The organism is Micromonospora sp. HUAS YX12 (genome assembly GCF_040215685.1).
Taxonomy (GTDB): Bacteria; Actinomycetota; Actinomycetes; order Mycobacteriales; family Micromonosporaceae; genus Micromonospora; species Micromonospora tulbaghiae.
The window spans coordinates 2,589,488-2,601,651 of record NZ_CP157974.1 but is presented as its reverse complement, the minus strand read 5'-3'; the positions used below and the strand labels follow the sequence as shown (position 1 = coordinate 2,601,651).

10 protein-coding genes are annotated in these 12,164 nt (G+C 75.2%); 3 read left to right on the top strand and 7 right to left on the bottom strand.

Going from position 1 to position 12,164, the window contains the following annotated elements:
* Positions 1-15: 15 nt before the first annotated feature.
* Positions 16-3,366: a S8 family serine peptidase gene (locus tag ABIH81_RS12705; RefSeq protein WP_349880437.1), complete on the bottom strand. Its 3,351-nt coding sequence runs from the start codon at positions 3,364-3,366 to the stop codon at positions 16-18.
* Between the two features lie 141 nt (positions 3,367-3,507).
* Here ABIH81_RS12705 and ABIH81_RS12700 point away from each other — a divergent pair, with 141 nt between their 5' ends.
* Together ABIH81_RS12700 and ABIH81_RS12695 are read left to right on the top strand one after the other, a co-directional pair.
* Positions 3,508-4,074: a sugar O-acetyltransferase gene (locus ABIH81_RS12700; protein ID WP_349880436.1), complete on the top strand. Its 567-nt coding sequence runs from the start codon at positions 3,508-3,510 to the stop codon at positions 4,072-4,074.
* Positions 4,075-4,157: 83 nt separating this feature from the next.
* Positions 4,158-6,743: a hypothetical protein gene (locus ABIH81_RS12695; protein WP_349880435.1), complete on the top strand. Its 2,586-nt coding sequence runs from the start codon at positions 4,158-4,160 to the stop codon at positions 6,741-6,743.
* 43 nt (positions 6,744-6,786) lie between these two features.
* Here ABIH81_RS12695 and ABIH81_RS12690 read toward each other — a convergent pair whose 3' ends face one another.
* Genes ABIH81_RS12690 through fdxA form a run of 5 tightly spaced genes read right to left on the bottom strand, consistent with a single transcriptional unit; the run spans position 6,787 to position 10,531 of the window.
* Entirely contained in the window at positions 6,787-7,434 is a 648-nt protein-coding gene (locus tag ABIH81_RS12690) for a nucleoside/nucleotide kinase family protein (RefSeq protein WP_349880434.1), read from the bottom strand.
* Positions 7,434-8,075 carry an SIMPL domain-containing protein gene (locus ABIH81_RS12685; protein ID WP_349880433.1) on the bottom strand — a complete coding sequence of 214 codons (642 nt, stop codon included), beginning with the start codon at positions 8,073-8,075 and terminating at the stop codon, positions 7,434-7,436. The genes ABIH81_RS12690 and ABIH81_RS12685 overlap by 1 nt, the downstream gene beginning before the upstream one ends.
* 5 nt (positions 8,076-8,080) lie before the next feature.
* On the bottom strand, positions 8,081-9,130 hold the full coding sequence (locus ABIH81_RS12680; protein WP_349880432.1) for a prephenate dehydrogenase/arogenate dehydrogenase family protein: 1,050 nt from the start codon (positions 9,128-9,130) through the stop codon (positions 8,081-8,083).
* Complete coding sequence (dapC, locus tag ABIH81_RS12675; RefSeq protein WP_349881081.1) at positions 9,099-10,208, bottom strand: succinyldiaminopimelate transaminase; 1,110 nt, start codon at positions 10,206-10,208, stop codon at positions 9,099-9,101. Before dapC ends, ABIH81_RS12680 begins: the two co-directional genes overlap by 32 nt.
* Positions 10,205-10,531, bottom strand: a complete 327-nt coding sequence (fdxA, locus tag ABIH81_RS12670) for a ferredoxin (RefSeq protein ID WP_007464872.1) — start codon at positions 10,529-10,531, stop codon at positions 10,205-10,207. Before fdxA ends, dapC begins: the two co-directional genes overlap by 4 nt.
* 79 nt (positions 10,532-10,610) lie before the next feature.
* On the opposite strand from fdxA, the gene ABIH81_RS12665 reads away from it, so the two are divergent.
* A complete protein-coding gene (locus tag ABIH81_RS12665; protein ID WP_349880431.1) occupies positions 10,611-11,612 on the top strand; it encodes a GNAT family N-acetyltransferase in 1,002 nt (333 codons plus the stop codon).
* A 12-nt stretch (positions 11,613-11,624) separates the two neighbouring features.
* On the opposite strand, the gene ABIH81_RS12660 is transcribed toward ABIH81_RS12665, so the two are convergent.
* Positions 11,625-12,089, bottom strand: coding sequence for a hypothetical protein (locus ABIH81_RS12660; RefSeq protein WP_349880430.1), 465 nt, complete (start codon positions 12,087-12,089; stop codon positions 11,625-11,627).
* Between the last annotated feature and the right edge of the window lie 75 nt (positions 12,090-12,164).

The window sequence follows — 12,164 nt, the reverse complement described above, 5'->3', positions numbered from 1 at the left end:
ACCCGGACGGCCGGCTCACCGCAGGCGGTACGCCTGGATGATCCGCTGGGTCACGGTGTTGCCGGCGTCGTCACGGGCGGTGGCCCGCAGCGACGCGTACCCCGGGCCGGCCGGGTGCCGGACGGTGGCCGTCCACGCCCCGCCCTGCTTCTTCAGGGCCGCCTTGCGCCAGGTCTTCCCGCCGTCGTAGGAGACGTCGACGGTGAGTGCCACGACCCGGCCGGACGGCGCGCCGGGCTGGCGCTGCACCGCCACCGGCACGGTGAACGTCCGGCCCGCCGGGGCGGAGCTGTCCACCGCCAGCGGCGGGGTGAACCGGACCGCCATGGCCGGGAGCCGGGCCGGCACGTCACCCGGCACCCGCTTGGAGCGGAACGTCCAGCTCGCCGAGACCTCGGTGCTCAGGTCGGTGAAGCCGCGCGTCGCCGTGGTCTCCACCCGGTAGTTCGCCGTTCCCGGCGGCAGCGTGAACTCGCCGTACCCCGGGTAGGGCGACTCGGCGAACAGCTTGCCGTTGCGGTAGAGCCGCGTCTGCTCGGTGTCGTTCAGCGAGCCGCCCGGGTGCCCGGCCGCGTCGCTGTGCACCGGCAGCGCGACCACGAGGGTGTCGCCGGTACGGGTGATGCCCTCCTCCGGCCACTGCGGCTGCGGGAACGACGGGCCGAACGGGGCCTTGTTCCACTCGTCGCGGTAGGTGTGACCGGCCCGGTAACGGGTCGGCCCGGACTCCAGCACCGCACGCGGCTGCAACCAGCCGTCCTCGTCCCGCTCACCGAAGGCCAGCTCGGCGCTCCAGCGGATCCGGTTGGTGCTGAGGTGGTCGATCCGCTTGCCGGGCACCTGGACGGGCAGGACGATCGCCGAGCCGCCCATGTTGTAGTCGGGCTCCCCGTACACGACCAGTTCGTTGTCCATCCCGGTGTAGCCGGCGGCGAACCGGTTGGCGACGGTGGCCAGGTCGGCCGGCCGGTAGTTCCGGACGAAGCCGGTCGGGAACCGGCCCGGGAACAGCTCGTTCAGTCCGTAGAAGTACGGGCTGCGCTCGGGCGCGGTCGGCTCGGCCCACTGGCTGGCGAGCGAGCCGACGAACACCTTGTCGGAGACGTTGCGGCCGACCTGGGCCGAGTAGAGGCCCTCGAACCTGTCGGTCCAGAGCCCGAAACCGGCGTAGTAGTCGCCGAATCCCCAGGCCGCGGTGACGTCGATCAGCAGCGGCGCCGCGCCGCGCTGCGGCACCGTGGTTCGCACCGGCTTCGCCCGCCGGGCGTCCAGCGCCAGCCGCTGGTTCCCGGTCACCACCAGCTCCGGCTGGGCGAGGAAGGAGACCTCCGACCAGCCCTGGTCGCCGTCCACGAAGATCAGGCTCTGCACGCCGTACCGGCCCTTCGGCACCCGGATCCTGGCCTCGCCGTCGGCGCCGTAGACGTCGCGGTAGCTGCCGTCGTCGAGCCCGAGCAGACTCGTGTAGTAGCCGTCGGTCAGGGCGCCGGAGCGGTTGCGGTGCGTCACGGTCAGGTCGTAGCTCTCCACCTCGCGGTCGACCGCGAGCGGGGTCACCGCCACCGCGTCGCCGGCGCGGGCGAGCAGGCGGCCCGTCCAGTAGCCGTCGGCGCCGCCGAGCCGGGTGTCCACCACCACCGTCACCGGGGCCGTGCCGCCCGCCGGGACGGTCAGCCGGGAGGTGCTGAGCGTGAGCATGCCGGCCGGCGCGGTCCGTCCGCCCGGGCCGGTGAACTCGGTGCTCAGGTCCAGCGTGAGCGGGGCGTTCCCGCCGTTTCGGTAGGTGATCGTCCGGCTGATCGGCTGGTCGTCGGTGTGCGGCCAGGCCGCCACGCCGAACGAGACGGACGCCGGTTCGCTCGTCACCTGCTGGGTGATCGCACGGGCGAGGTCGACCCGGCCCGCGCCCTGCTGGAACGCGGTCTGCTCCGGGTGCGGCTTCGCCGAGGCCATCAGCGTCGCCTTGTAGCGGGCCGGCGTCCAGCCGGGGTGCTGCTGGGCGAGCAGCGCGACCGCGCCGGCCACGTGCGGGGCGGACATCGAGGTGCCGGACAGCGAGGCGTACCCGTCCCCCACCGGGTCGCCGATCTGGCCGTTCGCGGCCCGCGCGGCCACGATCTCCACGCCCGGCGCGGTGATGTCCGGCTTGATCGCCCCGTCACCGGCCCGGGGGCCGCGGCTGGAGAAGTCGGCGAGCGCGTCGTCCCGGTCCACCGCGCCGACCGCGAGCGCGGCGTCGGCGGTGGCCGGCGAGCCGACCGAACCGTCGGCGCCGGCGTTGCCGGCGGAGATCACGAAGAGCGTCCCGTGCTGCTCGGTGAGCGTCCCGACCGCCTCCTCCAGCGGGTCCACCTCGGGGGAGTCGCCGCCGCTGAGGCTCATGTTGACCACCGTGGCGTCCTGCTCGGCCGCGGCCCACTGCATGCCGGCCAGGATGGCGGACTCGGTGCAGCCGTAGACCTCGCAGACCTTCCCGGACAGCAGCGTGGCGTCCGGCGCCACGCCCCGGTACTTCCCGCCGGAGGCGGCGCCGCTGCCGGCGATGGTGGAGGCCACGTGCGTGCCGTGCCCGACGATGTCGTCCGGGTTCGCCTCCTCGGTGAAGTTGCGCGACTCGGCGACCTTGCCGGCCAGGTCCGGGTGGGTGAGGTCGACGCCGGTGTCGAGCACCGCGACCCGCACGCCCTTCCCGGTCCAGCCGGCGGCCCAGGCGGTCGGCGCGCCGATCTGCGGCACGCTGTGGTCGAGCGTCAGCCGCCGCCGGCCGTCGAGCCAGATCCGGTCGACACCCCCCGCCGCGTCGAGCCGGGCGCCGGAGCGGTCCGCGCTCACCGCCTTCCAGAGCGCGCCGGTGTCGCCCTTGTCGGCGACGAGAGCCGCGCCGCCGATCGCCGGCAGATCGCGGATCACCCGGGCGCCGGCGAGCGGGTCCGCCGTCCGCCGGGCCACCCCCGGCCGGTACGACACGAGCAGCGGTACGGTGCCGCGCCGCGCGTCGTCGTACCCGGCCTCGATCAGCCCGGTCACGTCGAACAGCCGCCGGTCGAGCTTGCCCGCGCGGACCAGCGGTAGCGCGTCCTGGGGCAGCACGGTGAGCCGGTCGCGCTCCCGCCCGACCATGAACTGGATGCCGGCGCGGCCGGCGCCGGGACGTACCGCGGCACGGCCGCCGGGGGCGACGCTGACCCGGTCGCCGGTGATCAGGGTGACGGTGACCGGGTGGGCGCCGGGCTGGGCGGACGGCCCGGTACGGGCGGACGGGCCGGTCGGCGCCGTGGGCGCGGCGGCCAGCGCGGGCACCGGCAGGCCGAGCGCCAGCGCCAGGCCGAGGCCGAGCGCCGTCAGCTTTCTGCGGTTCCGGAGCAACCTTTCCTCCTTCGTCGGACGTTTCATCGATGAGAGGCACATCGACGCGGGTATCAGGATTGCATACCGCGTATGCAACAGGAAGTCGCCGATCCGACGGAACCACCACCCCGCTCCCGGGCGGGCCGGGACGATCGAGCGATGACCTCCATGAAGGACCGGATGCTGGCCGGCGAGCAGTACATCGCCGACGACCCCGCGATCATCGCCGACCTGGAGCGCGCGGCCCGGCTCGGCGAACGCTTCAACCGCAGCTCCGCCGACGACCCGCCGGGCCGCCTCGCCGCGCTGCGCGAACTGCTCGGCTCGCTCGGTGAGGACGCCTGGGTCCGGCCGCCGCTGTACTGCGACTACGGACACCGGACGCACATCGGCCCGCGTACCTTCGTCAACTTCAACGCGGTCTTCCTCGACGTCGCCCGCATCACCATCGGCGCGGACGTCCAGATCGGACCGAACGTGCAGCTGCTCACCGCCACCCACCCGGTGGAGCCGGAGGCGCGCCGGGCGAAGTGGGAGTCGGCCCAGCCGATCACCATCGGTGACAACGTCTGGCTCGGCGGGGGCGTGATCGTGCTGGCCGGCGTGACCATCGGCGAGAACACGGTGGTCGGCGCCGGCGCGGTGGTGACCCGCGACCTGCCGGCCAACGTGGTGGCGGTGGGTAACCCCGCCCGCCCGATCAGGAGCCTGACTCAGCCGTCCTGAGCTGCGGGAACAATCGTTCCAGCGGATGCGAATTCCCGACCCGTCGCGCACTCTGGGTAGTAGGGCGTTTACCGGGAGGCGCAATGGAACGGGTCCTCGAACTGCGGGTGCACGGGGTCTCCAACACCCCGCCGGATCAGCTGCTCGGCCTGACCGCCGGCGTCACCAGTGACGGTGCGCAACCAACACTGGTCGCCGGCGGTCAGGTGACCGGCTTCTACCGGTCCAGCACCGCGGGCCGGGACGACCCGATCACGGTCGAGGCGTACAGCTGGGGGCAGTTGACCTCCGGCGCGCGGACCCGGCGGGACGTGGAACGGGCGCTGTGGACGCTGATGCTCCCTTTCGCGCTGGCGAACGTCGCGTTGCACGCCCGCGCCGGCATCCCGCCCGACCCGGACCAGGAACGCTGGGCCAGCCGGTCCGGCATCACCGCCTGGCTCATCCGCCTGTTCTGCCTGAGCCTGACCTGCACGCTCGTCGTCACCGTGACCGGCGTGGGGGTGGATCTGATCGGCTGGCAGTGCGTGGAGGCGGACTGCCTCGGCCGGCTCCCCGGCCCGTGGGAGGTCCTCGGCGACTCCTGGTGGCGCGAGGACACCCGGGCGCTCGCGCTCGGGCTGCTGCTGCCACTGCTCGTGCTGGCCGCGATCGGACTCGTCGCCTTCCGCACCTACCAGTACGAGGCGCAGATGCCCGCCGACCCGCACCACCACGCGCCGGCCCGGGAGGACGGGGAGCCGGTCGAACGACCGGACCCGCGTGAGCCCTCGCAGAACCCGCTCCAGGACCCGACGTTCTGGAACGGGGAGGGGCAACTGCGCCGGGCCGCCGTGCTGCACCTGTGCACCGGTGCGGTCAGCGCCGCCGCCGTACCGGTCAGCGCGGTGCTGATCATGGACCCGCCGCGCGGTCTACGTGCCGCCGTCGCCTGGCCCACCGTGGCGCTGCTCGCCGCCGTCGTGGTGATCGCCGTGGTAGCGGTCGCCCGGCCCTGGCTGAGCCGGCGCCAGGGCGCCACCCCGCTCGGCCGGTGGAGCGCGGCGGTCGCGACGCTCACCGCGCTCGGGCTGATCGGGGCGTTCGTCCTGCTGCTGCTCCCCGACGGGGCGGCCGGGCAGCCGCTGTCGACGTACCGGCCGCCGGACGGGTGCGCGGCGTACCCGGACGCCGGGGGCTGTCACGCCGACCGGTCCCTGCCCGGGTACGACACCGCTATCGCCTGGCTCATCGCGTACCAGGTGCTGTTGCTGCTCGCCATCGCCGCGGCGAACCGCTCCGGCCGCCGCGCGCTGATCGGCCCCGCCGCCGGGATGCTGCTGCTGCCGCTCGGTGCGGCCTGGATCGAACGCGGCCTGCCCGCGCTGCCCGCCGCGCCGGACGAGCTGCGCACCTGGATGCTCGTCGGCCCGGCCGTCGCGCTGGCCACCGCCGGACTGTTCCTGCCCGGCCGGCGGCCGGCGGTGCCGACCCAGCCGCTCGGCGCGTACACCGATCTCGCCTGGCGCGGCTGCGCCCCGGCGGTCATCGCCGGGTTCGGCTGGATGATGGCGGTGGCGTACTGCGCCGGGCTGCTCTACTGGGTCAGCGACCGGCTCGACGCGTCGGCCGAACCGAGCGGCCCGAGCCGGGTCGTGCCGCCGCTGGCCGTGTTCTGGGCCGGGCTGGCCTGCGCGATCGGCCTGGCCGCGTTGATCGGGTTGCTGATCCGGGCCGTCGTCCTGCTGCACCGCCTGCGCCGGGCCGAGTACGCCCGGCTGGCCGCCACACCCGGCCTGTCCGCGCACGACCTGCGGCGCTGCCGCGACGTCAGCACCTACCGCGCGCTGCACCGGCTGGTCGGCGAGCACGCGGTACGGCTGGTGGGCTGCTACGCCACGTTCTGCGCGATCCTGGTCACCCTCTGCTGCGCCGCCGCGCTGTCCGGCGAACGCCCCAGCCCGCTGTCCCCGTCCGGCTGGCAGACCGCCATCCACTGGACCGCCGAGCGCGGCGACGCGCTCCTCGGCTGGCTGCCGGTGGTGACGGCGGCGCTCGGGCTGCTCGTCTACCGCACCGACTCGGTCCGCCGCTCGGTCGGCGTGATCTGGGACGTGTGCACGTTCTGGCCCCGGGCCGCGCATCCGCTCGCGCCGCCCAGCTACGCCGAACGTGCCGTACCGGAACTCCAGACCCGGGTGGCAGGGCTGCTGGCGCTGCCGCCGCACCACAGCGACCGGATGGACGGCGTCATCCTCTCCGGGCACAGCCAGGGCACCGTCATCTGCGCCGCGGTGCTGCTGCAACTGCCCCGCCGGTGGCGGCTGCGGACCTGGTTCTTCTCCTACGGCTGCCAGCTCACCCGCCTGTACGGACGGGTCTTCCCGTCCTACTTCGGGCCGGAACGGCTGCGCGCGCTCGCCGGTGCGCTCACCTGGCCCGGCGGGCACGTGGCCTGGACGAACTTCTGGCGGGACACCGACCCGCTGGGCTGGCAGGTCAGCGCCGGGCAGCGGGACGTACCGGTGGCCGACCCGGAGGCGCTGCACCCGTCCGGCGGCGAGGTGGCCGACCCGCCGATCCGCAGCCACAGCGGCTACCCGGACGCGGTGGAGTTCACCCGCGAGCGGGCGGTGGTGGCCCGGCTGCTGCGCCGCACCGTGCCGTCACCCCGGCAGCGGACCGGCTGACCGTGCGCCACCGCGGCGGCGGGCCGGCCGGCGGCGCCCGGCGTCACGCCTGCGGCGGGTCGGCCAGCCGTACCACCAGGTCGGCGTGCCCGGCCGTGCCGGCGACCCGGCGGGCGTTCTCCTCGTCGCTGCCGAGCGCCCAGGCGCGGGCCTGCTCGGGCGACTTCCCGTACGCCTCGTGGCGGGCGGTGAGCCGGCGCAGCCGCAGCTCCGCGTCCAGGTCGAGGAACCAGATCCGGTGTACGAGCGTGCGCACCTCCTCCCACGGGTCGTCCCGCAGCAGCAGGTAGTTGCCCTCGGTGACCACCAGGCGCACCTCGGGCGGCACCTCGATCGCCCCGGCGACCGGCTCCTCCAGGTCGCGGCGGAACTCCGGCGCCCACACCGACGTCGGCTCCAGCCGGCGCAGCCGGCGCAGCATGGAGACGAAGCCGTTGACGTCGAACGTGTCCGGCGCGCCCTTGCGGTCGGCGCGGCCGAGCCGCGCCAGCGCCGAACCGGCCAGGTGGAAGCCGTCCATCGGGACCAGCCGGGCGACCGGGCCGAGCGCGGCCACGATCCGTTCCGCCAGGGTGGACTTGCCCGCCCCCGGCGCGCCGGTGATGCCGAGCAGCTGACGCGGGCCGTCCTCGGCCAGCGCGCGCGCCCGGGCGACCAGCTCGTCGAGCCCGAGCACCTCCGCCTGTGGCATCAGCCCAGCACCGGCTCGCTGATGGTGAACCGCGCCTCGACCGCCGCCTGCACCGGCTGCGGTGCCGGGTCCAGCTCCAGCTCGAACTCCGGCTCGCCGGACCGCGCGTACGCCGCCTTGACCATCATCGGCGGGCCGGCGCTCATCCCGGTGTCGGACAGCTCCCGCAACGCGATCACCCGGGCGCCGAGCGCCTCGGCGTACTCCCGGGCCCGGACCAGCGCGTCGGCGATCGCGGCCTGCCGCGCCTCCCGGTAGGCCGGGCTGTCCGGCCGCAGCGACCACACCGGCCCGGCCACCTCGACCTGCTCCTGGTCGGCCAGGCGGAGCATCAGGTCACCGAGCACCGTGAAGTCGGTGGTCGTCACGGTGGTGCTCACGCTGCCCTGATAGGCCACCACCCGGTCGCCGGAGCGCTTCGTCACCGGCCAGACCCGGACCTGGCCGGTCTCGCGGCGCTCCACGGCCGGCTCCGCCGCGTCGAGCAGCGCGCGCACCGCGGCGGCCCGTTCGGCCAGCCGGGTCAGCGTGGTCTCCCGGTCCCGGTCCCGCGCCACCGCCGTCACCGTGAACCGGGCCAGCTCGGGAGCCACCTCCCGGTACGCCTCACCGCGTACCGCCACGACCGGTGCGTCCGCCATGCCGCTCAGCCTAACGGCGGGGTGGCCGGCAGGTGCCCCGTGTAGGTGACCGCCCCGGCCGCCTCCCGGACCTCGCTCAGGTGGCCGCCCGCCGCGCCCAGCGCCCGCAGGTACGCCAGCTCCCCCACGTGGCCGGCGGCCGCCGGGAACTCCCGCCGGTGCGCGGTGAACGCGCGCGCCCGCAGCGTGGAACGGACGTCCCGCCCCTCGGCGAACCGGTCGGCCAGCGCACCGGCGTCGCCGTCGCGCAGCGCCTCGGTCAGCTCGTCCAGGAACGCGCCGAGCGCGTCCAGCTCGGCGAGCACGCGGTCCCGGTTGCCGAGCAGCATGTTCGCGGTCCGCTCGGGCGGCCCGCCGGCGACCCGGGTGCCGTCGGAGAAGCTGCCGGCGGCGAGTGTCAGCACCGCGTCCCGCAACGCCGACCGGTGCACGGTGCCGGCCAGCGCGCCGGCCAGCACGTGCGGTACGTGCGAGGCGAGCGCGGCGGCGCCGTCGTGCTCCGGGGCGGACATCGGCACCACCCGGGCGTGGAAGACGTCCACCAGCAGCACCGCCAGCCGCCGGAACGCGCCCAGGCCGATCGGCCCCGGGCAGAGCACCCAGGCGGCGCCGTCGAGCAGGTCCGAGCCGGCCGCAGCCGCTCCGGCCCGGTCCGCGCCGGCCATCGGGTGGCCCGGCACGAACCGGTGCCCGAGCCCCTGCACGGTGGCGGCGGTGCTCACCTCGGCCTTGACGCTGCCCACGTCGGTGAGCACGCAGCCGTCGTCGGTCACGGCGGCGACCCGGGCCAGCGTCGCCGGCAGCGTGGGCAGCGGGCCGCAGAGGAACACCACGTCCCGTCCGGTGACCGCCTCCTCGACCGTGTCGGGCGCCTCGACGCCCCGGTCGCGCACCTGCCGGCGGGCGCCCGGATCGGGATCCCAGCCGGCGACGTCGAGCCCGGCGTCGCGCAGCCGCAGCAGCACCGAACCGCCGATCAGGCCGGTGCCGACCACCGCCGCCCGCGCCAGCCCGCCCGCCACGTCATGCCCCGGCGAGCCGTCCGGCCACCGCATCCACGTGCTCGTCGGACTCGGTGAGGGCCACCCGGACGTGCCGCGCGCCGGCCGGGCCGTAGAAGACACCGGCGGCCACGAGGATGCCCCGGCGGGCCAGCCGGTCCACTGTCTCCCAGCAGTCCTCGTCCCGGGTGAGCCAGAGGTAGAGCCCGGCCTCCGAGTGCTCGACGGTGAAGCCGGCGCCGGTGAACGCCGCGCGCAGCTTCTCCCGCCGGACGCGGTAGCGCTCCCGCTGGGCGTCGGCGTGCTCCTGGTCGCCGAGCGCGGCCACCATGGCGGCCTGCACCGGGGCCGGCACGATCAGGCCGGCGTGCTTGCGGATCTTGAGCAGCTCGGCCACCAGCGCCGGGTCACCGGCGACGAATCCGGCCCGGTAGCCGGCCAGGTTGGACCGCTTGGACAGCGAGTGCACCGCCAGCACGCCGTCGTACGAGCCGCCGCACACCTGCGGCGAGAGCACCGAGACGGGCTCGGCGTCCCAGCCCAGCGGCAGGTAGCACTCGTCGCTGGCGACCACCGCACCGCGCTCGCGTGCCCACTCGACCACCTTGCGCAGGTGGGCGGCGGGCAGCACCCGGCCGGTCGGGTTACCCGGCGAGTTGACCCAGACCAGGCGGACCCGGGGATCCGGGCCGAGCGCGGTCAGCGAGTCGGTGCGTACCGTTGTCGCGCCGGCGAGCCGGGCCCCGTCCTCGTAGGTCGGGTACGCGACCGACGGCACCACGACCACGTCACCGGGGCCGAGCCCGAGCAGCGTGGGCAGCCCGGCCACCAGCTCCTTGGAGCCGATCGTCGGCAGCACGCCCAGGCCGTCGACGCCCGCGCCGCAGGCCCGCGCGACCCAGGCCGCGATCGCGTTCCGCAGGGCGGGCGTACCGGCGGTGAGCGGGTAGCCCGGCGCGTCGGACGCGTCGGCCAGGGCCTGCCGGATCAGGTCTGGCACCGGGTCGACCGGCGTGCCCATCGACAGGTTGATGAGACCGTCCGGGTGCGCCGCGGCCGTGGCGGCCGCGGCGTCCAGGGTGTCCCAGGTGAAGTCGGGCAGCCGTGCCGAGACCGGCGTGAGCCGGTTCAGTGGCCCTCGCCGCGCGGCGGCTGCGCGGCGACGAAGGTGGCGTCCTTCTCCACCTTGCCGATCTTCGAGGCGCCACCGGGCGAGCCCAGATCCTCGAAGAACTCGTAGTTGGCCCCGGTGTAGTCCTTCCACTGCTCCGGGACGTCGTCCTCGTAGAAGATCGCTTCCACCGGGCAGACCGGCTCACAGGCACCACAGTCGACGCACTCGTCGGGGTGGATGTAGAGCATCCGGTTGCCCTCGTAGATGCAGTCGACCGGGCACTCCTCGATGCATGCCTTGTCGAGCACATCCACGCACGGCTCGGCGATGATGTAGGTCACCGGTCTTCTCCTCCGCAAGACTCGTCGCGATCAACCGCAACGGTAAGAGCCTAGTATCTCGCCGGGGAGGGGGTCGATCGTGCTCCGACAGCAGGACGTGGGACACCGGATCGTGGTCCGCCGGATTGTGGGGATTCGCGAGGGCCGCACGCTGTTCTCCGACGCGCTCGGCGAGCTCGTGGAGCTGAGCGAGACCCACATCACCCTGTCCACCGACGCCGGGCCGCTGCGCGTACCGGTGGCCGAGGTGCACCGGGCCAAGCGGGTGCCGCCGGCCCGCCGGCCCACCGCCGCCGCCGTGGTCGCGCTGGAGCTGGCCGCCGACGAGGCGTGGCCCGCACCGGTACGCGGACGGCTCGGCGACTGGCGGCTGCGCTGGGCCGACGGCTGGACCGGGCGGGCGAACAGCGCGCTGCCGGTCGGCGACCCGGACCGTCCGCTGCCCGCCGCGCTGGACGCGGTGCAGCGCTGGTACGCCGAGCGCGGCGGGCCCGCCCTGGTGAACACCCCGCTGCCGCTGGCCGCCCCGGTCGGCGCGGAGCTGGACGCGCGCGGCTGGACGTCCCGGCCCCCGGTGCTGGTGCAGACCGTCCCGCTGCGCACCCTGACCACGCCACCGGCCGCCGCGGCGCTGCCCGCCGCTGCCTCGCCTCACGCTGCCGCCTCCGCCGACCCGCCGCCGGTGACGCTCGCGGACGGGCCCGCCGACGACTGGCTGGCGATCGCCGCCGGCCGCAAGGGCGGGCTGCCGGACGCCGCCCGGCAGGTGCTCACCGGGACGCCCCGGGTCCGCTTCGCCGAGCTGCGCGAAGACGGCCGGCTGCTCGCGGTCGGGCGGGGCACGGTGACCGGCGGGGGCCGCTGGCTCGGCGTCAGCCTGCTGGAGACGGTGCCGCAGGCGCGCCGCCGGGGGCTCGCCGCCGCTGTCGTACGCGCCCTGGCCGGCTGGGGCGCCGCCGAGGGCGCCACCCACGCGTTCCTCCAGGTCGAACAGAGCAACACCGGCGCCGTGGCGCTCTACCGGGGGCTCGGCTTCACCACCCACCACACCTACCTGACCCGGGTCGCCCCGGCGGCCTGAGCGGCGCTCCGGTCAGCGCCGGACGATCTTGCGGGGCCGGGTGCGCTTCATCTCGGCGTACCGCTTGAGCTGGCGGGACCGGTAGTCCCGGCCGAGCGCGGTCAGGATCAGGTAGCCGACCAGCACGCCCGCCCCGGTGGCCGCGAGATAGAGCCAGATCTGGGCGAAGAAGAGGCCCGCGCCGCCGCCGAACGGGTTCTCCCCGACCAGCAGCGGACCGACGAACACGGTGAGCGCCAGCGCGACCGCGACGGCGGCGGCCAGGTCGCCGGCCCAGCGGACCAGCGGCCGGTCGGCGCCCCACCGGAACGCGGTGCCGGCCAGGATCAGCCCGATGACCAGGAACATGGCGAGCGAGACGCGGCCGGATGCGGTGTCGTCGTCCGGGAACGCGAGTTTGATGACCAGCCGGGCCACCACGTTCACCCCGAACAACGCGGCCGCCAGCACGCCTACCGCACGCCACCGCTGAGCCATCGCACGCCTCCCGCCGTACCGCCCGCTCCCTCGGCGGGCCTCCTGGCAGGAATGTCTACCACCGCGAGCTGTGCG

Excerpts from the sequence above, each read along its gene's own strand:
- ABIH81_RS12680 (WP_349880432.1), bottom strand. The coding sequence starts at position 9,130 with ATGCGGTGGCCGGACGGCTCGCCGGGGCATGACGTGGCGGGCGGGCTG.
- ABIH81_RS12695 (WP_349880435.1), top strand. The coding sequence starts at position 4,158 with ATGGAACGGGTCCTCGAACTGCGGGTGCACGGGGTCTCCAACACCCCG.
- ABIH81_RS12660 (WP_349880430.1), bottom strand. The coding sequence starts at position 12,089 with ATGGCTCAGCGGTGGCGTGCGGTAGGCGTGCTGGCGGCCGCGTTGTTC.
- ABIH81_RS12690 (WP_349880434.1), bottom strand. The coding sequence starts at position 7,434 with ATGCCACAGGCGGAGGTGCTCGGGCTCGACGAGCTGGTCGCCCGGGCG.
- ABIH81_RS12685 (WP_349880433.1), bottom strand. The coding sequence starts at position 8,075 with ATGGCGGACGCACCGGTCGTGGCGGTACGCGGTGAGGCGTACCGGGAG.
- ABIH81_RS12700 (WP_349880436.1), top strand. The coding sequence starts at position 3,508 with ATGACCTCCATGAAGGACCGGATGCTGGCCGGCGAGCAGTACATCGCC.